The 17515-nt window shown below is 71.2% G+C and carries 15 protein-coding genes; 9 read left to right on the top strand and 6 right to left on the bottom strand.

The window, feature by feature from the left end; translation table 11 throughout:
* The first annotated feature begins 8 nt into the window (after positions 1 to 8).
* The 3 genes from AB0I79_RS16760 to AB0I79_RS16770 all read left to right on the top strand — a co-directional run bounded on the left by AB0I79_RS16760 (position 9) and on the right by AB0I79_RS16770 (position 2865).
* A complete protein-coding gene (locus AB0I79_RS16760; protein WP_357874258.1) occupies positions 9 to 1049 on the top strand; it encodes an iron-containing alcohol dehydrogenase family protein in 1041 nt (346 codons plus the stop codon).
* Complete coding sequence (locus tag AB0I79_RS16765; protein WP_357873182.1) at positions 1027 to 1794, top strand: CDP-alcohol phosphatidyltransferase family protein; 768 nt, start codon at positions 1027 to 1029, stop codon at positions 1792 to 1794. Before AB0I79_RS16760 ends, AB0I79_RS16765 begins: the two co-directional genes overlap by 23 nt.
* 186 nt (positions 1795 to 1980) lie before the next feature.
* Positions 1981 to 2865 carry a glycosyltransferase gene (locus AB0I79_RS16770; RefSeq protein WP_357873184.1) on the top strand — a complete coding sequence of 295 codons (885 nt, stop codon included), beginning with the start codon at positions 1981 to 1983 and terminating at the stop codon, positions 2863 to 2865.
* Here AB0I79_RS16770 and AB0I79_RS16775 read toward each other — a convergent pair.
* Positions 2862 to 3575: an acetoacetate decarboxylase family protein gene (locus AB0I79_RS16775; protein WP_357873186.1), complete on the bottom strand. Its 714-nt coding sequence runs from the start codon at positions 3573 to 3575 to the stop codon at positions 2862 to 2864. The two genes, AB0I79_RS16770 and AB0I79_RS16775, sit on opposite strands and share 4 nt — an antisense overlap.
* 106 nt (positions 3576 to 3681) lie before the next feature.
* Here AB0I79_RS16775 and AB0I79_RS16780 point away from each other — a divergent pair, with 106 nt between their 5' ends.
* On the top strand, positions 3682 to 4128 hold the full coding sequence (locus tag AB0I79_RS16780; protein WP_357873189.1) for an RNA polymerase sigma factor: 447 nt from the start codon (positions 3682 to 3684) through the stop codon (positions 4126 to 4128).
* Entirely contained in the window at positions 4121 to 5029 is a 909-nt protein-coding gene (locus AB0I79_RS16785) for a hypothetical protein (RefSeq protein ID WP_357873192.1), read from the top strand. The genes AB0I79_RS16780 and AB0I79_RS16785 overlap by 8 nt, the downstream gene beginning before the upstream one ends.
* Positions 5030 to 5032: 3 nt before the next feature.
* Here the strand turns inward: AB0I79_RS16785 and AB0I79_RS16790 are convergent, their stop codons facing one another.
* From AB0I79_RS16790 to AB0I79_RS16805, 4 genes are all read right to left on the bottom strand, one after another.
* Positions 5033 to 5995, bottom strand: coding sequence for a glycosyltransferase (locus tag AB0I79_RS16790; protein ID WP_357873195.1), 963 nt, complete (start codon positions 5993 to 5995; stop codon positions 5033 to 5035).
* Positions 5996 to 6051: 56 nt separating this feature from the next.
* The gene (locus AB0I79_RS16795; RefSeq protein WP_357873197.1) at positions 6052 to 7281 is read right to left on the bottom strand and encodes an acyltransferase family protein; all 1230 of its coding nucleotides are present in this window, start codon (positions 7279 to 7281) and stop codon (positions 6052 to 6054) included.
* Between the two features lie 173 nt (positions 7282 to 7454).
* Positions 7455 to 9101: an LCP family protein gene (locus AB0I79_RS16800; protein ID WP_357873200.1), complete on the bottom strand. Its 1647-nt coding sequence runs from the start codon at positions 9099 to 9101 to the stop codon at positions 7455 to 7457.
* A 138-nt stretch (positions 9102 to 9239) separates the two neighbouring features.
* Positions 9240 to 10781 carry a hypothetical protein gene (locus tag AB0I79_RS16805; RefSeq protein ID WP_357873203.1) on the bottom strand — a complete coding sequence of 514 codons (1542 nt, stop codon included), beginning with the start codon at positions 10779 to 10781 and terminating at the stop codon, positions 9240 to 9242.
* A 568-nt stretch (positions 10782 to 11349) separates the two neighbouring features.
* Here AB0I79_RS16805 and AB0I79_RS16810 point away from each other — a divergent pair.
* From AB0I79_RS16810 to AB0I79_RS16820, 3 genes are all read left to right on the top strand, one after another.
* Entirely contained in the window at positions 11350 to 13488 is a 2139-nt protein-coding gene (locus tag AB0I79_RS16810; protein WP_357873206.1) for a hypothetical protein, read from the top strand.
* Positions 13489 to 13593: 105 nt separating this feature from the next.
* The gene (locus tag AB0I79_RS16815) at positions 13594 to 14523 is read left to right on the top strand and encodes a glycosyltransferase family 2 protein (protein ID WP_357873209.1); all 930 of its coding nucleotides are present in this window, start codon (positions 13594 to 13596) and stop codon (positions 14521 to 14523) included.
* A gap of 2 nt (positions 14524 to 14525) precedes the next feature.
* Positions 14526 to 15590, top strand: coding sequence for a glycosyltransferase family 4 protein (locus AB0I79_RS16820; RefSeq protein WP_357873212.1), 1065 nt, complete (start codon positions 14526 to 14528; stop codon positions 15588 to 15590).
* Here AB0I79_RS16820 and AB0I79_RS16825 read toward each other — a convergent pair.
* Positions 15491 to 16468 carry a lysylphosphatidylglycerol synthase transmembrane domain-containing protein gene (locus AB0I79_RS16825; protein ID WP_357873214.1) on the bottom strand — a complete coding sequence of 326 codons (978 nt, stop codon included), beginning with the start codon at positions 16466 to 16468 and terminating at the stop codon, positions 15491 to 15493. The genes AB0I79_RS16820 and AB0I79_RS16825 overlap by 100 nt on opposite strands.
* A gap of 203 nt (positions 16469 to 16671) precedes the next feature.
* Between AB0I79_RS16825 and AB0I79_RS16830 the strand changes: the two genes are divergently transcribed.
* A complete protein-coding gene (locus tag AB0I79_RS16830) occupies positions 16672 to 17499 on the top strand; it encodes a class I SAM-dependent methyltransferase (RefSeq protein WP_357873217.1) in 828 nt (275 codons plus the stop codon).
* Positions 17500 to 17515 lie beyond the last annotated feature (16 nt).

Consider the following 17515-nt stretch of genomic DNA (forward strand, 5'->3'; position numbering starts at 1 on the left):
TAGCGAGGATGTTGCCGGCGCCGCTGACCATGGACGTCAGGCGCGGCGCGGTCGCCCAGCTCGGCGCCCTGCTGGCCGACAGCCGCGTGGCGACCTCGGGCAGGGTCGCGGTGGCCGTCGGCATGGGCCAGGGCGACCACATCGAGAGCCTCATCGCGCCCACGCTGGGCGAGGCGGAGGTGTTCAGGGTGGCCGACGGGTCGGTCGACGCGGCCGTCTCGCTCGGCGCCGACCTGCGCAAGGCGGCCTACGAGGTGGTCGTCGGCGTGGGCGGCGGCAAGACGATCGACGTGACCAAGTACGCCGCCTCGCTGGCCGGCATCCCCATGGTCGCGGTGGCCACCAACCTCTCCCACGACGGCATCTGCTCGCCCACCGCCTCCCTCGTCTACGAGGGGGGCAAGGGCTCGTTCGGCGTGCCGATGCCGCTGGCCATCCTGGTCGACCTCGACTTCGTGCACAACGCGCCCGAGTCGCTGGTCAGGGCGGGCGTCGGCGACGTGGTGAGCAACCTGTCGGCCATCGAGGACTGGCAGCTCGGCAACGTCGAGCGCGGCGAGCCGATCGACGGGCTGGCCTGCTCGATGTCCCGTACCGCCGCCGAGGCGCTCGTCGGGCGCACCGACTCCATCGAGTCCGACGCGTTCCTGACCGTGCTGGCCGAGTCGCTGATCCTGTCCGGCATGTCGATGGTCGTCGCGGGCTCGTCCCGGCCCGCGAGCGGTGGAGATCATGAGATCCTTCATGCCGTGGATCAGCTCTTCCCCGGCACCTCCAACCACGGCGAGCTCGCCGGCATCGGCGCCGCCTTCTGCTTCTTCCTCAGGCAGGACGAAGCCCGCGTCAAACAGGTCGTCGACTGCCTGCGCCGGCACGAGCTGCCCGTCGTGCCCGGCGACATCGGGCTGAGCGCCGAGCAGTTCGCCGAGGTCGTCGCGCTGGCCCCGGCCACCCGCCCCGGCCGTTACACGATCCTGGAGCACCTGCGCATGCAGGACTCGGAGATCCGCGATCGGGTGGGGGACTATGTCCGGGCCTTCGGTAGCTGAGCTGCGCCAGGTGGCCCAGCCGCCCGGCCACCTGGAGCGCAGGAACGGCGAGCACTGGGCGGGCGTGCTCTACATGCGCCGCCTGTCCATCTACGTCACCTGGATGTTCGCCAAGACCTCCGTCACGCCCAACCAGCTCACCTGGGTGATGACCGTGGCGGGGGTCGCCGCCGGCTTCGTGCTGGCCCTGCCGGGGCTCTGGGCGGCGGTGCTGGCCGCCCTGCTGATCCAGGTCTACCTGCTGCTCGACTGCTCCGACGGCGAGCTGGCCCGCTGGACGGGCAAGACGTCGCTGGCCGGCGTCTACCTCGACCGGGTCGGCGCGTACTTCGCCGAGGCCGCGGTGCTGGCCGGGCTGGGCTGGCGGGCCTCGGCCGTGCTGCCCGACTGGTACACCGTGTGCGGCTTCGCCGCCGCGCTCGGCGCCATCCTCATCAAGGCCGAGAGCGACCTGGTGGAGGTGGCCAGGGCCAAGGGCGGGCTGGGGGCCGCGAGCGAGGCGGCGGCCGTGCAGTTCCGCTCCGGGCTGCTGGGGCTGGGGCGGCGGGTGCTGGCGGCGACCAGGTTCCACCGGATCGTGCAGCCGATCGAGCTGTCCATGCTCGCGGTGGTGACCGCGGTGATCGACCTGGTCGTCGGCGATCTGACGGCGACGCGGGTGCTGGTCGTGGCCTGCCTGGCCGCCGCGGCGCTGCAGACCGTGCTGCATTTGATCAGCATCATGGCGTCGAGGCGACTCGCTTGATGCCGAGGCTGGAACCGAGGGGGCTTCCCGTCCGTCGTATTGATCGGACGTCCGCCGTTCGGTGGGGGTTCATCGTCGGTTCCGATACGCTTAGCTTCACCATTCCCAGACCATGCAGACCAGCAGACTCGGTGATCATGAAAGAATGCTCCGCCCGTGCTCTCAACGCGTCAGGACAGTGATTCGTTGAAGATCTCGTGCGTCATCCTCACCATGGGCAACCGGGTCGCGGAGCTGAACCGGGCGGTCGAGTCCGCGCTGAACCAGGTCGACGGCGACGTCGAGGTGGTGATCGTAGGCAACGGTGCCGACGTGCCCGAGGTGTCGGCGACGCCACCCGAGGGTTCGGCCGCGGTCGTGAAAGCGATCCGGCTCGAACAGAACACGGGCATCCCCGCCGGCCGTAACCGGGGCGTGGAGGAGTGCTCGGGAGACGTCGTGCTGTTCCTCGACGACGACGGCTGGTACGCCAACCCGAAGGTCGTCTCGCACGTACGGGACCGCTTCGCCACCGAGCCCGACCTGGCCGTGATCTCCTTCCGGATCATGGACCCCGACGGGAGCGGCAGCCAGCGCCGCCACGTCCCGCGCCTGCGCGCGGGCGACCCGCAGCGCTCCAGCCCGGTCACCACGTTCCTGGGCGGCGCCTCGGCGATCAGGCGCTCGGCCTTCCTCCAGGTGGGCGGCCTGCCCGAGCGCTTCTTCTACGCGCACGAGGAGACCGACCTGGCCTGGCGGCTGCTCGGCGAGGGTTACCGGATCGAGTACGACGCCGAGACGGTGATGTACCACCCGCAGGTGCCGCCGACCAGGCACGCCCAGTTCCACCGGCTCAACGCCCGCAACCGGGTCTGGCTGGCGCGGCGCAACCTGCCGTGGCCGCTGGCGGTGCTCTACCTCACCAACTGGGTGGTGCTCACCGTGATCCGCGAGCGAGGCGCCTCGGGGGCGCTCAAGGCGTGGTTCTCCGGCTTCTTCGAGGGGTTGCGCAGCCCGGCGGGCGAGCGCCGTCCCATGGCCTGGCGCACGGCGTGGCGCATGGTCAAGCTGGGCCGGCCCCCGATCGTCTAGACCTGCTGCGCCTCGCCGAAGCTCATCTCCGCGTGGGAGATGGTGGTGGCGAACATCGCCCGCTTGGGCAGCCCCAGCTCGCTCAGCTCCTTGGCGATGGGATGGTTGCCCAGGCGGATCAGCGCGCCGCTGGGCCGGATCCTGGCGCCGCCGGCACGTACGGACCAGGGGACGCGCCGTGTCACCCCGTCGCGGTGCGTGTAGGCGTCGAGCGGCGCCATCGCCCCCGCGCCCGGTACGGGCAGGCCGGGCTTGATCAGCATGTCGAGCACGAGCCGCCCGTCCTTGCGCAGGATGCACCTCTTGTACGGCGACGCCAGCCGCAGCTCGATGTCGGCCAGCTCCTTCGGGAAGCCCCACAAGGTGCGCCCGGCCTCCAGCGTGAACTCCTGGTCCACCGGCAGCCAGTGCACGAACACGCCGGCCTGCCGCAGCTCCGTGAGCCCCATGGCCCCGGACGAGCCGGGCGGGCGCACGAGGAAGGCCATGCCGAACTCGTGGTAGGTGTCGAGGTCCCCGTCGCGGTAGTCGACGAACACCAGCATGCAGACGGCCTTGCCGGGGAGCACCTCGGCGACGTCCAGCCCTGAGTACGCGATCACCGCCCTGGCGGCGTCGGCACGCACCGGGTAGAGGGCACTGCACACCTCTGCGTCCCTCACCCGCACGGGCATGCTCACCGTCCGGTTCTGGATCAGATGCGATGCCATGGCTCCCAGTACATCAACCCGGAAGCCGTGTGACCATTCCCGCCCCGGTGGCGTCTAGGTGTGATGTGACGATCGAAGGACCACGGGGGGCATCATCATCGAGGACTTGTACCGCGAGCACTGGCCGCTCGTGTGCGGGTTCCTCCTGCGCAGGACGCGTGACCCCCACCTCGCCGAAGACCTGGCACAGGAGACGTTCGTCAAGGCGACCAGGGCCCTGCTGGGCTGGCGCGGGGAGAACCCGGCCGCCTGGCTGCTCACGATCGCGCGCAACGTGCTCATCGACCACGTCCGCCGCGCGCGCCGCGAGCTGCCCCTGCCCGAGCCCGACGAGCTGGGCGCGCCCGGGTTCCACGTGGACTCCCTGGAGGTGCGCGACGCCCTGGGCCGGCTGCCCGAGCAGCACCGCAGGCTGCTCACGCTGGTCTACTTCGAGGGCTTCTCGCTCGTGGAGGTGGCCGCGATGACCGGCAGGAGGCACGCCACGATCAAGACCGCCCTCTGGCGCGCCAGGAACGCTTTCGCCGATCTTTATGGAGCCCCCCATGACTGATGACTTTCCGGAAATGCCGGACTTTGACCCGAAGCTCACCCGGAAGGCCGTCCGCCGCGGGCTGGTCAGGACGACCACCAACGTGCTGGCGGTCCTGCTGGCACTCGCCCTGGCGGCCACGCTCGGCTCGACGCTCGTCCAGGAGCGCGGCGATCGGGAACAACGCATGATGGACGTGCTCGGCACGGCCTTCAAGGTGTACAACCCGGCCTACACGGTGACGGTCGGCGACTGCTGCGAGACCACGCCGGTGTCGATGTCGTTCCAGGTCGCCGCGGCCCCGCTGCGTGCCGTCGGCGGCTTCTGGCCGGTGGGCGGCGAGACGTACACGATCACTCAGGACTTCTTCGGCCGCGTCGGCCACCTGCCTCTGGGCAGCACCGCCAACACCAGGCTCTCCATCGCTCTCTACGACCTGGGCGGCACGCTCGCGCGCAAGGAGCAGGTCCGCAAGGTGCTGGCCAGGCTGCCCGCCGGGCTCAACACGCTGGCGGTGGTGGAGTTCGCCGCGCCGCTGAAGCAGGCCGAGCTGAAGGGCTTCCTGGAGGAGAAGAAGACCTGCGCCGACAAGGTCGTCTATGAACGCAGGCCGAGCTCGCTGCCCATCACCTGGGGAGAGACCACCTGGGACCGCGGTGAGTTCGTCGAGGGCAAGGAGGGGTGCGGCGTGGGCCTGTCCAACTTCCGTTCCTGGGTCCGGCTGCTGCGCGAGCACGACGAGGCGAACCTGCGCCGCTTCGACCTGTCCCTGAACCGGCTGCGCAAGGCGGCCGGCGACGGCCTGGCCTACGCCTACGTGGACCAGCTCGCCTCGGTCGAAGAGCTGCGCAGGCTCATCGAGGACCCGCGCGTGCGCACGATCCGCCTGGCCGACGCCACCTTCGACCTGGACCGCCCCTAGCCCCTAGACGGCCAGCGCGTGCCTGGTCAGGCCGGCCCACGACTCGGCGCGGCGCACGAACGCCTCGCAGTGGTCCGGCCAGTGGTGGCGCAGCCGCGCCGCCGCGTGCCCCTGCGCGCCGAGTCGAAGCCGCCGCGCCGGGTTCTCCTTCAGATCCAGTACGGCGTTCAGCACCGCGTCCACGTCCAGCGGCACCACCAGCCCGCATCCGGCCCCCTCGACCAGCGAGGCGCCCTGCGGGGTGGTGATCACCGGCAGCCCCCTGCCCATGTAGTCCATGATCTTGGTGGGGGGCGCGCCGACCGTGTCGTCGGCCAGCGACAGGCCGGCCAGCGCGCCCTCGGCCATGCGCAGGGCGTGCCGGTTCGGGACGTACCCGAACCAGTCGAGCAGGCCCACGCGCTGCGCGTCCCGCAGCAGCGGGCGCACCTCGCGGGCCGCGGCGCCGATGAGGTCCAGCCGGATGCCGTGCGGGACCAGGCGCTCGGCCAGCCCGATCAGCTCCGTCACGCCGCGCTCGGCCGACAGGCGGCCGATGTGCACGACCCTGGTGTCGCCAGGAGGGGGAGGACTGGACGACACCAGGGTCGCCTCGGGGACCACGGCGGGCGTGATCACCCGGTGGCGCCTTCCGGCGCGGGCGAGTTGCTTGGCGGTGACCTGCTCGCGCACGTCCCAGACGACCGGAGGGCGCCGGTACGGCAGCGCCCGCAGCAGCCGGTGGTCGTGCACGATCAGCAGGTCCGCGTCCCGCACGCCGCGTCTGAGCGCGGTGCGCGCCCGGCCGTAGGAGGCCTGGCGGGGCACGTCGATCGCGGTCAGCCCCATGGCGGGGGTCACGTTGAAATAGGTGAAGGGCGCGACGTAGGTCACCTCGTGGCCCGCGTCGAGCAGCGCCCGGATCTGCCGGTGCATGATCCGGGCGTCCTCGGGATGGTGGACGGTCGTGGCGACACATGCGCGCATGTGTCGATGCTGAGCGCTTACCAGGTCAAAGGCGTTAATGCGGGTGAAACGGCTGCTTAACTTCGAGAGGGGCGCCGATAGAGCCAGGTCAGGCGGGGCTCCAGGACCCACTTGAAGACCGTGCGGGTCTCCGGCAGGCACAGGATGATGGCCAGCGCGAAGCAGCTCGCGCTGATCGCCAGCACGCCCAGCGGCCCGTACAGCCACGGCATCGACAGCCAGCCCATCTCCTTGGCGATCAGCACCGGGATGCCGTGGAGCAGGTAGCAGTAGAGCGTGCGGGTGCCGAGGTCGGTGTACCAGGTCTCCTTCCTGGGCACCAGCGCCAGCACGGCCAGGCACATGGCCAGCGCGCAGACCAGCAGCCCGATGCGCAGGCCGAGGCCCATGTACCAGGACAGGTCGAGATCCTGGAAGCTGTTCTTGTAGTAGAACGGGCCCAGCTTCGCCATGGGCGCGATGAAGATCGCCACCGCCGCCGCGCCGAGGAGGATGAACCCCGAGACGGCCTTGATCCAGCGCCGGTTGAGCAGCTCGAAGTGCTCGGGCTGCAGCACCAGGCCGATCACGAAGAACGGCAGCAGGCCGAAGAACCGGTCCATGCTGAAGTCACCGGAGATCTGCGAGAACCCGGCGAACAGGTAGATCGCGATCGCCACCGGCACCGGGTACTTCATCCGCTTCCACACCGGTGTGGACAACCGCCAGAACAGCAGCGCCAGCAGGTACCAGTTGAGCCACGCCGGATCGATGATCGTCAGGCTCCACTTCGACCCGAGGGCGGTGCGGAGCGCGGCGTAACCCACCTCGACGATCACGTACGGGACCAGGAACGTGTCGACCAGCTTGTTGGTCTTGGCGTTGGAGTTCCAGAAGTTCCTGGACAGGTAGCCGCTGATCACCACGAACAGCGGCATGTGGAAGACGTAGATGAAGATGTAGGCCGCGCGCGCCGAGTCGGCGGCCAGCGTGGGCACCAGCGAGTGGCCGATCGGCACCAGCGCGATCAGGATGAACTTGACGTTGTCGAGGAACGGGTCGCGCCTGCGCTTGGCCGGCTCCGTCGCCGGCTGCGGCTGCTCCTCACGCCCCTCGCCCGACGCCGGCCCCTCGGCGATCGCCGTCTGCGGCGCGGCGCGCTCGCCGGGGGCGACCCCGTGGGGATCGGTGGACTCGCTCCAGAACGCCTCCTCCGGCAACGGCCAGCGGGCTCCCGTGTTGGCGGGCCCTTGCTCCTCTGGGCTGCGCTGGGGCGTGGCCGATGGGGAGAATCTGGTGTCAGACACGGAAGAAGTCGCTCAGCTTCGCTCGGGGCCGGGGAACCGCGACGACAAGAGCGGGAAACCCACGAGGCTTGGTGTCGCGCTGCGTCGCCAACCCGCAACAGACTATCCCGCCCTCGCGGGTCCTGTCTCTCGCAGAGGAGCAGAATGCCCGCTTCCACAGGGAACTTGGAGCCTCAGGTGCACACGTTCTTCTGCTCGGAGGCGGTGATGGTGCTGTTGTTGACGCTGTCGGGGAGCTTGGTGACCTTGACCGACTCGAAGTCCTCGCCCACCAGGAGCTGGATGATCGGAGTGCCCTTCGTGGCGCCCCCCGCCGTGGCGTTGGTGACCGTCGACGTGTACGGCTGCACGTTGGTCCCCGCCACCTTGCCCGACGCGGCCTGCGGCTTGGGCAGGACGGAACCGCCCAGCGTGATGGCGTGGTCGGCCGCCGTCTCGACCGTCTTGGTGTAGTGGATCTCGCTCTTGGCCAGGCTCACCCCGCCGGGCGCCTCGTAGTTGCCCACCCCGACGACCTTGAAGCCCTGCTTGGCCAGCTCGTCGGCCACCTCGCGGGCCTTGCCCACGGTCTTGGTGCCGTTCAGCACCTGCACGCGCACCTGCTCGGGCTTGATCTTCTCCTTGGGCTTGGTGCTCGCGCTCGAGCTCGGCTCCGGCGTGGTGACCTCGGTGTCGGTCTTGATCGAGGTGAACAGCTCGGTGGCGTCCGGCTCCTTCCAGACCACCCGGTTCGGGTCCTGCGGGTCGGGGCCCCAGGGCACCGTGGTGAACTTGACGCCGTTCGCGGTCATCGCCCTGGCGCTCATCGCGATCTGGATGAGCTGCTCGGTGTCGTTGGCCAGCTCGGGGTCCATGGTGACCGAGCCCGCCGCGGCGGCGACGAAGTCGCGCAGCCGGCCGACGTCGGTGAGCAGCTCGCTGCTGGTGGCCTTGGCCACGACCTTGCTCAGGAAGATCTGCTGGCGCTTGATGCGCTGGATGTCGCTGCCGTCGCCGTACTTGCGCAGGCGCACGTAACCCAGCGCCTTCTCGCCGTTGAGCAGGCTCTTGCCGGCCGGCAGCACCAGCTTGGAGGCCTTGTCGTCGACGGCGGTGCGCAGGCAGATCTCGATGCCGCCCAGGGCGTCGACGATGTTCTTGAACCCGCTGAAGTCCACCTCGACGTAGTGGTTCACGCGGATGCCGGTGAGGGTCTCGATCGTGGAGATCGTGCAGGCGATGCCGCCCGCGTTGTACGCCGAGTTGATCATGTCCCGGCGCGGGGCCATCTCCTGCTTGGTGGTCTCGTTCTTGCACCGGGGGATCTGCACCATCGAGTCCCGCGGGAAGCTGATCAGGCGGGCCTTGTCGCGGTTGGGCGAGATGTGCATGAGGATGATCGTGTCGGTGCGCTTGCCGCCCGCGTCGGCCTGCCGGGCGAGCTCCTGGCCGTACCTCGCGTTTCCCTGGCCCGCGCGCGTGTCGGAGCCGACGAGCAGCACGTTGAGCGCGCCGGTCTCCGGGGGACGCGGATTGATGATGTCTTCCTTGACGCTCTTCTGGTTGATGTTGCCGAAGGCGTCGCGGTAGGTGGTGTACGCGGTCAGCGCGCCCGCGACCATGACCGTGGTCAGGCCGATGCTGACCCAGGCCAGCACGCGCATCTTGGCCTGGCCGCCTGAGCCGCCGCCGGAGCGGTGGCCGCGCGGGGGCCGGTCGTCGGGCGGCGGGGGCGGCGCGGCGGCCGCCTGCCGGCGCGCCATCCGGCTGCCGGGTTGTGTGACGGCGGTACGGCGGTCCTGCACGGAATCGACTACCGGCACGCTCCTGTAGTCACTCATACGCCCCCTAGCCTCACTCCTTGCGCCGCCGGATTGGTCGCTCCGCGCCACGAGACTAGGTCACGTACGGCGTGCCCCGAGCCATGATCGCGGGGAACGGCCGTGACCCGGACGTGATGTTTCCGCGGCAAAGCATACTCAGAGCTGGACATTGGGTGGAATATCATCGCCAAACTCTTTCGCCCTCGGATCGCCACCGGACCGTCTGAGCAGGCCAGGCCCGAGGCTCTGGGCCGCCGCCAGACAGGCCAGGGGTACGGCCGGCAACACGTACCGGTAGTCGAACTCGGCGGCCGCGGCCGGTGTGATCAGCAGCACAACGGCCACCGACCAGGGCACCAGCCAGGCCGGACCCGCCGCGAGGCGCCTTCCCTCACGCCTGCGGGCGATCGCCGCCACCGGTGGCACGAGCAAGATCCCCAAGAGCACCGGGCCGGGCAGGCGCACCATGCTCTGATAGGCCCGCAACCATCCGGCGAAGGGCTCCACGATCTCCGTGCCGATCGCACCCTGCTCGTAGAGCTTGGCATACTCGGCGCCGACCTGCGCGGGATAGCGCCCAGGAGGTCCCGGAGCGGTCGCCGGGAACTGGTAGTAGCCGTAGATCTCGGCGTCGGGGTAGATCGGCCGGCCCCAGGTGAACGAGCGGCCCAGTTCCTCCAGCACGGAGGCGGCGTAGTCGAGGGGCTGCGTGACGATCGCCAGCATCGCGAACCTGGCCGCCAGGTCGTCGTTCTCCTTCGAGAACGTGATCCCCGGCCGCAGCACCAGCGGGGCGTCCTTGGCCCAGATGTACTCCTGCGAGGGCGGGCGCTGCTCCGGCGGGCGCGGATCGCACAGGACCTTCAGGTCGGGCGGCGGGTCCATCCTGGCGCAGTCGGCGAAGGACATCGTGCGGGCGTACAGGAAGACGCCGTTCGCGCCGACCAGGCCGACGCGCTGGTAGGTGACGTGGAACCAGGCGCCGTACGCGAGGATCGGCACCAGCGCGGCGGCCAGCAGCACGGCCGCCGGCTTGATCCGCACGGCCGACCTGATCCGCACGGCCAGCCTCTTCCGCGCGTCCGGACTTTTTCGCACGGTCGGCCTTTTTCGTACGGTGGCCGGCCCGATCGATCCGTCTGCCGGCCTGATCGGTTCGTCTGCCGGCCCGAGCCGGTGGTGCAGCGCGAACCAGGCCGCCAGCACCACGATCAGGGGCTGGCCGACCGTCCTGGTGAGCGTGGCGGCGGCCAGCAGCAGGCCGATCGCGGCGATGGTCGCCGTCCGGCGCGTGACGCACAGCGCCACGGCGGCGACCACCAGGAACATGAACAGCGTGTCGGAGACGAGCAGGTGCTCCAGCTCGATCTGGTACGCGTCCAGCAGCACCGGCACCGTGGCCAGCGTCGCCGCCCACCTGGGAGCCCGGCGGGCGGCCCGGTAGATCAGGATGCCGGTGGCCAGGCCGAGCAGGTGCTGGGCCGCCGTGACCGCGCCGAACGCGTGCAGCGGCTCCAGCAGCTTGAGGAACATCGAGTAGCCGGCCGGGCGCACGAGGTCGGGGCGGGGTTTGAAGACGGTGACGATGTAGGTGTAGGAGTCGGGGAACCACAGGGCGGGGCGGTAGCCGAGCATGGCCAGGGCCCGCAGGACGGTGCCCAGGGCCAGCACGGCCAGGAACCAGCGGTGCCGGCGCACCCACTGCCGAGGCGCGCCACCCCCCGGTGTGGCGCTGTCCCGCGCGGCGCTGTCACGTGTGGCGCTGTCCGGTGCGCTGCTGTCCCGTGTGGCACTGTCCCGTGTGGCGTTGTCCGGTGCGCTGCTGTCCCGTGTGGCGCTGTCCCGTGTGGCGCTGTCCCGTGTGGCGCTGTCCCGTGTGGCGCTGTCCCGTGTGGCGCTGTCCCGTGTGGCGCTGTCCCGTGTGGCGTTGTCCGGTGCGCGGCTGTCCCGTGCGGCGCTGTCGGATGGGCGGCGCGTCGCGGGGTTCAGGACGCGTGCCAGGGCGGCGAGGCGGGCCAGCGGACCCAGGAGCTGTGCCGGCCGGCGACGCGGATCGCGTGGCAGGCGCCGCCGGCCGCGGCCGGTCCTCGTGGGCTCCCCGTCGCGAGCCTCCGACCTCACCGCATGTCCTCCCGCTTCTCCGGCACGTCCGTACGCTACCGGCGATCGCCGGCACGCCGCGCCGCCTGCTCACCCACTCACCCGCACCCTGCGGCCCGCACGCGGGGACGGCGGGGGCGCCAAGGTTGGATACGCTCGCTCTCCGATGGAACTCGATCGACCCGGCCGGGTGCTCGCCACGCTGTCCGTGCTGCCCGCGCTGGCCGTGGCGGGCTGGTTGCTGGCGGGTCTGCCGCTGCTGCTGCTCGGCCGGTTCGCGCCGCTGCCCGCCACGCTGCTCGGGGTCCCGCTGGCGGTGTTGCTGTGCTCGGCGGGCACGCGGCGGCTCGGCGGGAGCACGACCCGCGAGGGCACGGCCCTCGACGGCACGGCGAGCGGTGGCGGCGCCCAGGCGGCGGTGACGCGCAGGGCCGAGGGGAGCGGCGGTGTCGCGCAGGCGGTGGTGTCGCGGGCGGCCGAGGGCGTTCTGGGGCGGGTCAGGGCCGCCACGTGGCAGGTGGCGGGCGTCGTAGGGGTCGCCGTCGCGTCGGGCGTGTTCAACGCGATCATGCACAGCGAGCAGATCGCCGTCAGGCGCGACCCGGCCACCTACACCCAGTACGCGGCCTGGATCGCCGCCCACGGCGGGCTGCCCGTCCCCGCCCAGGCCGAGGCGTTCGGCGGGCCGGATCCCGCGCTGGTGTTCAAGAGTGTCGGGTTCTACGACGTGGCCGGGGCGGTGGTGCCGCAGTTCATGCCGGGCCCGCCGATGGTGTTCGCGATCGGCCACTGGCTGGGCGCCCCGTACGTGGTGCCGGCCGTGCTGGGGGCGCTGGCCGTGCTGACGGTGGCCGGGGTGGTGGCGCGGCTGGCCGGGGCCAGGTGGGCGGTGGTGGCGGCGGCGGCCTTCGCCGTGAGCCTGCCGGTCCTGTACACCTCGCGCACCACGTTCAGCGAGATCCCGTCGCTGATCCTGCTGTTCGGCGGCCTGGCCCTGGCGTACGACGCGCTCGCCCGGCGGGAGCGGGGCAGGGCGCTGCTGGCCGGGCTGGTGTTCGGGCTGGCCGTGCTGGTCAGGGTGGACGGGCTGCGGGACGTGCTGCCGGTGCTGGCGTTCGCGGGGCTGCTGATCGCGATGCGGCGCTTCCGCAGGCCGGAGGGGGTGGTGGGGCCGCCGCTGCTGGTGGGGCTGGTGGCCGGGGCCGGGCTGGGGATGCTGGCGGCGTACCTGCTGGCCCGTCCCTACCTCTCCTATCTGTCCGGTTCGGTGAAGCCGCTGCTGTTCATCTGCGCCGGCGTCCTCGTGCTCACCGCCGCGGGCACGGCCGCCGCTCCGGCCCTCGCCCGGATCCGCCTGCCGAGGTGGGCGCCGCGGACGGGGGCGGTGCTGGTCGTGCTGCTGATGGCGGCCCTGTACGCGCGCCCGTGGGTGCAGACCGTCACCCGGATCCCCGCCAGTGACGACGACCGCCGCACGGCCGAGATGATCGAGCAGATCCAGCGGGCCAACGGCCTGCCCGTCGACGGCACCAGGCTGTACTTCGAGAGCTCCCTGCACTGGGTGGTCTGGTACGTCGGCGCCCCCGCCGTCCTGCTGGCCACGATCGCCGCCGCCCTGCTCGTGCGCAGGTTGCTGCGCGGCGGATCGTCGTTCGAGTGGCTGCTGCCGCTCGCCGTCGTGGGCTGGACGACCGTCACCACGCTGCTGCGGCCCGAGATCACCCCCGACCATCCGTGGGCCGCCCGCCGCCTGGTCCCCGTCGTGATCCCCGGGATGATCCTGCTCGCCTCCTACGGCCTGGCCCGGCTGCGCCGCCTCACGGACCGGCACGGGCCGCAGGTGCTGAAGTGGGGCATGGCGGCGGCCGTGGTGCTCGTCCTGGTGCCCCCGGTCGTGACCTCGATCGGGACGGCGTTCACGCCGGTCGAGCGGGGGGAGGCGGCGGCGGTCGAGGCGATGTGCGCGCAGATCCCGGCCGACGCCTCGGTGCTGACCGTGGAGCGGGTCACGGGTGACCGGTTCGTCCAGGTCGTCCGCGGCATGTGCGGTAAGCCGGCCGCGCAGGTGGCCCGGGTGGGCTCCGCCGACCTCGCGCCCGAGTCCGAGGTGCGGCGGCTGATCGAGCGGGTGCGCGCGGCGGGCCGGGTGCCGGTCGTGCTGGGGGCCGAGCAGGGGCAGGTCTCGCCGTACGGAGCGGCGTCGCAGATCATGGAGCTGGTCACGCGCCAGGACGAGCGGTCGCTCACCGAGGCGCCGAACGGCACCTGGTCCCTGCGGATGAACGTGTGGATGGCGGTCGCCTGACCGGCCTGCGATGAGCCAGACTGGAGGGAAAGATCGGGGAATCGGGAGTTCCCGCTGGCCCGATGTGGACTCGCCTCCCGGCTGGGCAGAGTACCCTCGACCCCCGTGAGCACGCTTGAGACCCCCAAGAGTGGAACCGCCGTGGAAGAAGCGCCGTACGTCACGATCGTCCTGCCCTGCTACAACGAGCAGGATCACGTCCTCGACGAGGTGGAGCGCATCACCAAGGCGATGGACTCGAGCGGCTACACCTACGAGCTGGTCGCCGTCGACGACTGCTCGACCGACGCCACCCTGGCCAAGCTCCAGGAGGCCGCGCCCAGCTATCCCCACCTGCGCATCCGCGCCTTCCACCGCAACGGCGGCGCCGGCACCGTGCGGCGCATCGGCTCGCAGGAGGCCAGGGGCGAGATCGTCGTCTGGACCGACGCCGACATGTCCTACGCCAACGAGCGCATCCCCGAGCTGGTGCAGATCCTGGAGAAGGACGCGACCATCGACATGGTGGTCGGGGCGCGCACCAGCGAGGAGGGCTCGCACAAGTTCCTGCGCGTGCCGGCCAAGTTCGTGATCCGCAAGGTGGCCGAGATGCTGGCCGGGCAGAAGATCCCCGACCTCAACTCGGGGCTGCGGGCCTTCCGCAAGGCGGTGGCCAAGCCCTACCTGCGGCTGCTGCCCCCCGGCTTCTCCTGCGTCACGACGATCACGCTGTCGTTCCTGTCGAACCAGCACGACGTCTACTACCTGCCGACGGAGTACGCCAAGCGGGCCGGCAAGTCGAAGTTCAGCTTCGTCTCCGACGCCTACCGCTACATCCTGCAGGTGCTGCGGATGATCATGTACTTCAACCCGCTTAAGGTGCTCATGCCGCCCGCGTTGTGGCTGGTGGCCATCGGGTTCGTGAAGGGTGTCTGGGACATGATCCAGCATCCGTTCTACTTCCCTGCCAACACCGTCATGATCTTCCTGTCCGGGCTGCTGATCGGGTCCGTGGCGCTGCTCGCCGACCTGATCGTGCGCTCGCGGGGAGAGTGACGTTGCGGATCGCGATCGTCGGCCCGACATATCCGTACAAGGGGGGCGGGGCGCAGCACACCACCGAGCTGGCGCACCGCCTGGCGGCGCTCGGCCACGACGTGGTGATCGAGTCGTGGCGCGCGCAGTATCCGTCCTTCCTCTACCCGGGGCAGCAGACGATCGACGCACCCGAGGGCACGCCCTTCCCGGGGACCGTGCGGCGGCTCGACTGGCGGCGGCCGGACGGATGGGTGGCGGCCGGTCGGCGGCTGCGATCGGCGGACCTGGTGGTGCTGGCGGTGCTGAGCCCGGTGCAGGTCCCCGCGTACCTGGGCATCCTCTACGGGATCGGGCGGCGGACCCGTACCGTCGCCCTGTGCCACAACGTGCTGCCGCACGAGCGCAAGCCGTACGACGAGCCGCTGATGAAAGCCCTGCTCAAGCGGGTGGACGGGGTGCTGGCCCACTCCGAGCCGCAGGCCGCGCTGGCCAGGGGGCTCACGGCCGGGCCGGTCAGCGTGGCGGGGCTACCGCCGCACCTGCCCTCGACCTCGGGTGACAAGCCGGCCGGGGTGGTGCACCGCAGGCTGCTGTTCTTCGGCATCGTGCGGCCGTACAAGGGGCTCGACCTGCTGCTGCGCGCGCTGCCCGAGGGGATCGCGCTGACCGTCGCGGGCGAGTTCTGGGGCGGGCTCGACGAGACGAAGGCGCTGATCGGGGAGCTGGGCCTCGGCGACCGGGTGGAGCTGCGGCCGGGGTACGTCGCGGCCGAGGACGTGCCGAAGCTGTTCGCCGCGGCCGACGCGCTGGTGCTGCCCTACCGCAACGCCACGGCCAGCCAGAACGTCTGGCTAGCGCACGAGCACGGCGTGCCCGTGATCGCCACCCGCGTCGGCGCGCTGGCCGACCACGTCACCGACGGCGTGGACGGGCTGCTGGTCGAGCCGGGCGACGCCGGGGCGCTGCGCGCGGCGATCGAGCGGTTCTACGCCTCCGGCGAGCCGGAGAGGTTGCGGTCGGGGGTCAAGGCGGTCGATCCCGAGCCGTTCTGGTCGGCGTACGCGGCGGCGCTGCTCGGCGCCTGAGTGCCGGGCGCGGGCCGGCGGCCGAGCAGGAACGCGATGCCCGCGGCGGCCGCGTCGGCCAGCGTGAACGCCAGCCGCGACACGATCGCCACCGCGAGCGCGGCGGGCGTGCCGACGATCGGCCCGAGCACGAGCACGAGCGCGCCCTCCCTGACGCCGACCCCGGCGGGCACGACCACGGTCAGGATCCCGGTCGCCCAGGCGAAGGCGTAGGCCCCTGTCGCCACCACGTACAGGTCGGGACGGCCGGCGACCAGCCAGATGTGCAGGCCGTACACGAGCCAGCCGAGCGCCGTCCAGGCCACCGCGACCACCACCGTGCGGCCGGGCAGCACGCTCTCCAGCGGCTCCCTGCGTGCGATGCGCAGCGCCAGGTTGAGGCCCCAGGTGAGCACCTTGGGATGCAGGCAGACGATGATCACCGGCACGAGCAGCGCGATGTACCAGGCCTGCCGCACCGCCTCCAGCGTGCCCAGCGTGGCGGCGGCGATCGAGATCGCCACCCCGAGATTGATCACCAGCCCCAGGGAGATCGTCGCGAACGTGCGCCGCGGCGGGCTCCCGTGATCGCGCCCGAGGTCCATCATCGCCGCGTACGCCCACACCGCGCCCGGGATGTACTTCCCGAGCTGCCCCACGAACATGATCCGCCCGGCGATCCGCACCGGCACCCGCGTGCCCAGGCCCGCCAGGATCTCCCGCCAGGCCAGCAACATGCAGAACTGGCCGACCAGCACGGCCACGAACGACCCGAGCACCGCCCACGGCGACATCGCGGCCAGCGCGGTGGTGGTGTCGTCCCAGTTGGCGGCCAGCCCGTAGCCCAGGAAACCGATCGCGACCAGGGCGAGGAAGGCGCGCAGCAGGCGGCGGAGCATTGGCTCAGGTTACGCGCGGTTCTCCAGGTAAATCCAGCGGCCCGCCGCCCCGATGACGGCCGGCGCCGCGAGCGCGACCTGGGATCCGCGCATGCCACTTCGTTCCCGCCCGTTCGGGTCTCGCCAGGTCGGCCGCCGTACTGAAGCCGCTTTGACGCCTGATTGGCGTGCGCGTCCGCACGAGGTCGGTACGGTGGGGAACCGTGGTGAAGCAACGGGTCGCGCAGCTCGAATACTCGGAGTTCCAGTCCGCCATGCTCGACGAGGCGAAGCGCAGGCGGAAGGCAGCGAAGATCATCGCGGTGCTGGAGCACTTCAACGGGCCGCTCGGCGGGCTGACCGTCGGCGACGTGGGCTGCTCGGCCGGGTTCATCGCCGACGAGCTGGCGCAGGCCGGGGCGAAGCACACGCTGGGCATCGACATCGACGTGCCGGGGCTGCGCAAGGCGGCCGACCGGTTCGGCGAGCGGGTGGCGTTCGTCTGCGGTGACGGCACGGCGCTGCCGTTCCCCGACGGCTCGATCGACGTGCTGGTGTTCAACCACATCTACGAGCACGTGGTCGACCCCGACGCGGTGGTGGCGGAGATGCGCCGGGTGCTGTCCGACGACGGGGTGCTCTACCTCGGGCTCGGCAACCGGCTCGGGGTCATGGAGCCGCACTACAAGCTGCCGTTCCTGTCGTACCTCCCGCCGGCGCTGGCCGACCGCTACGTGCGGGCGTTCGGGCGGGCCGACCACTACTACGAGCGGTTCAGGACGCGGCGCGGGCTGCGCAGGATGTTGCGTGCCTTCCACGTGTGGGACTACACCTTGCCCGTGCTGGCCACGCCGACCAGGTTCGCGGGGGGCGAGCTGTTCCCCGGGGTGCTGGGGAAGGTGGTCAGGACGGTGCTGTCGCGGATGCCGCGCGAGGTGCTCAGGCTGCTGCTGCCCGTCGTGCCGACGTATCTGTGGGTGGCCACCAAGACGCCGCGCCGGCCGGCGGGCGCGCGCCTGCCGCAGCCGCCCGAGCGAGTGCGCCCGCTGTGAGCGGCACCGACCCCGC

Source organism: Nonomuraea sp. NPDC050202 (genome assembly GCF_040656115.1).
Classification (GTDB): Bacteria; Actinomycetota; Actinomycetes; order Streptosporangiales; family Streptosporangiaceae; genus Nonomuraea.

Excerpts from the sequence above, each read along its gene's own strand:
- AB0I79_RS16760 (WP_357874258.1), top strand. The coding sequence starts at position 9 with ATGTTGCCGGCGCCGCTGACCATGGACGTCAGGCGCGGCGCGGTCGCC.
- AB0I79_RS16765 (WP_357873182.1), top strand. The coding sequence starts at position 1,027 with ATGTCCGGGCCTTCGGTAGCTGAGCTGCGCCAGGTGGCCCAGCCGCCC.
- AB0I79_RS16775 (WP_357873186.1), bottom strand. The coding sequence starts at position 3,575 with ATGGCATCGCATCTGATCCAGAACCGGACGGTGAGCATGCCCGTGCGG.
- AB0I79_RS16785 (WP_357873192.1), top strand. The coding sequence starts at position 4,121 with ATGACTGATGACTTTCCGGAAATGCCGGACTTTGACCCGAAGCTCACC.
- AB0I79_RS16790 (WP_357873195.1), bottom strand. The coding sequence starts at position 5,995 with ATGCGCGCATGTGTCGCCACGACCGTCCACCATCCCGAGGACGCCCGG.
- AB0I79_RS16800 (WP_357873200.1), bottom strand. The coding sequence starts at position 9,101 with ATGAGTGACTACAGGAGCGTGCCGGTAGTCGATTCCGTGCAGGACCGC.
- AB0I79_RS16810 (WP_357873206.1), top strand. The coding sequence starts at position 11,350 with ATGGAACTCGATCGACCCGGCCGGGTGCTCGCCACGCTGTCCGTGCTG.
- AB0I79_RS16825 (WP_357873214.1), bottom strand. The coding sequence starts at position 16,468 with ATGCTCCGCCGCCTGCTGCGCGCCTTCCTCGCCCTGGTCGCGATCGGT.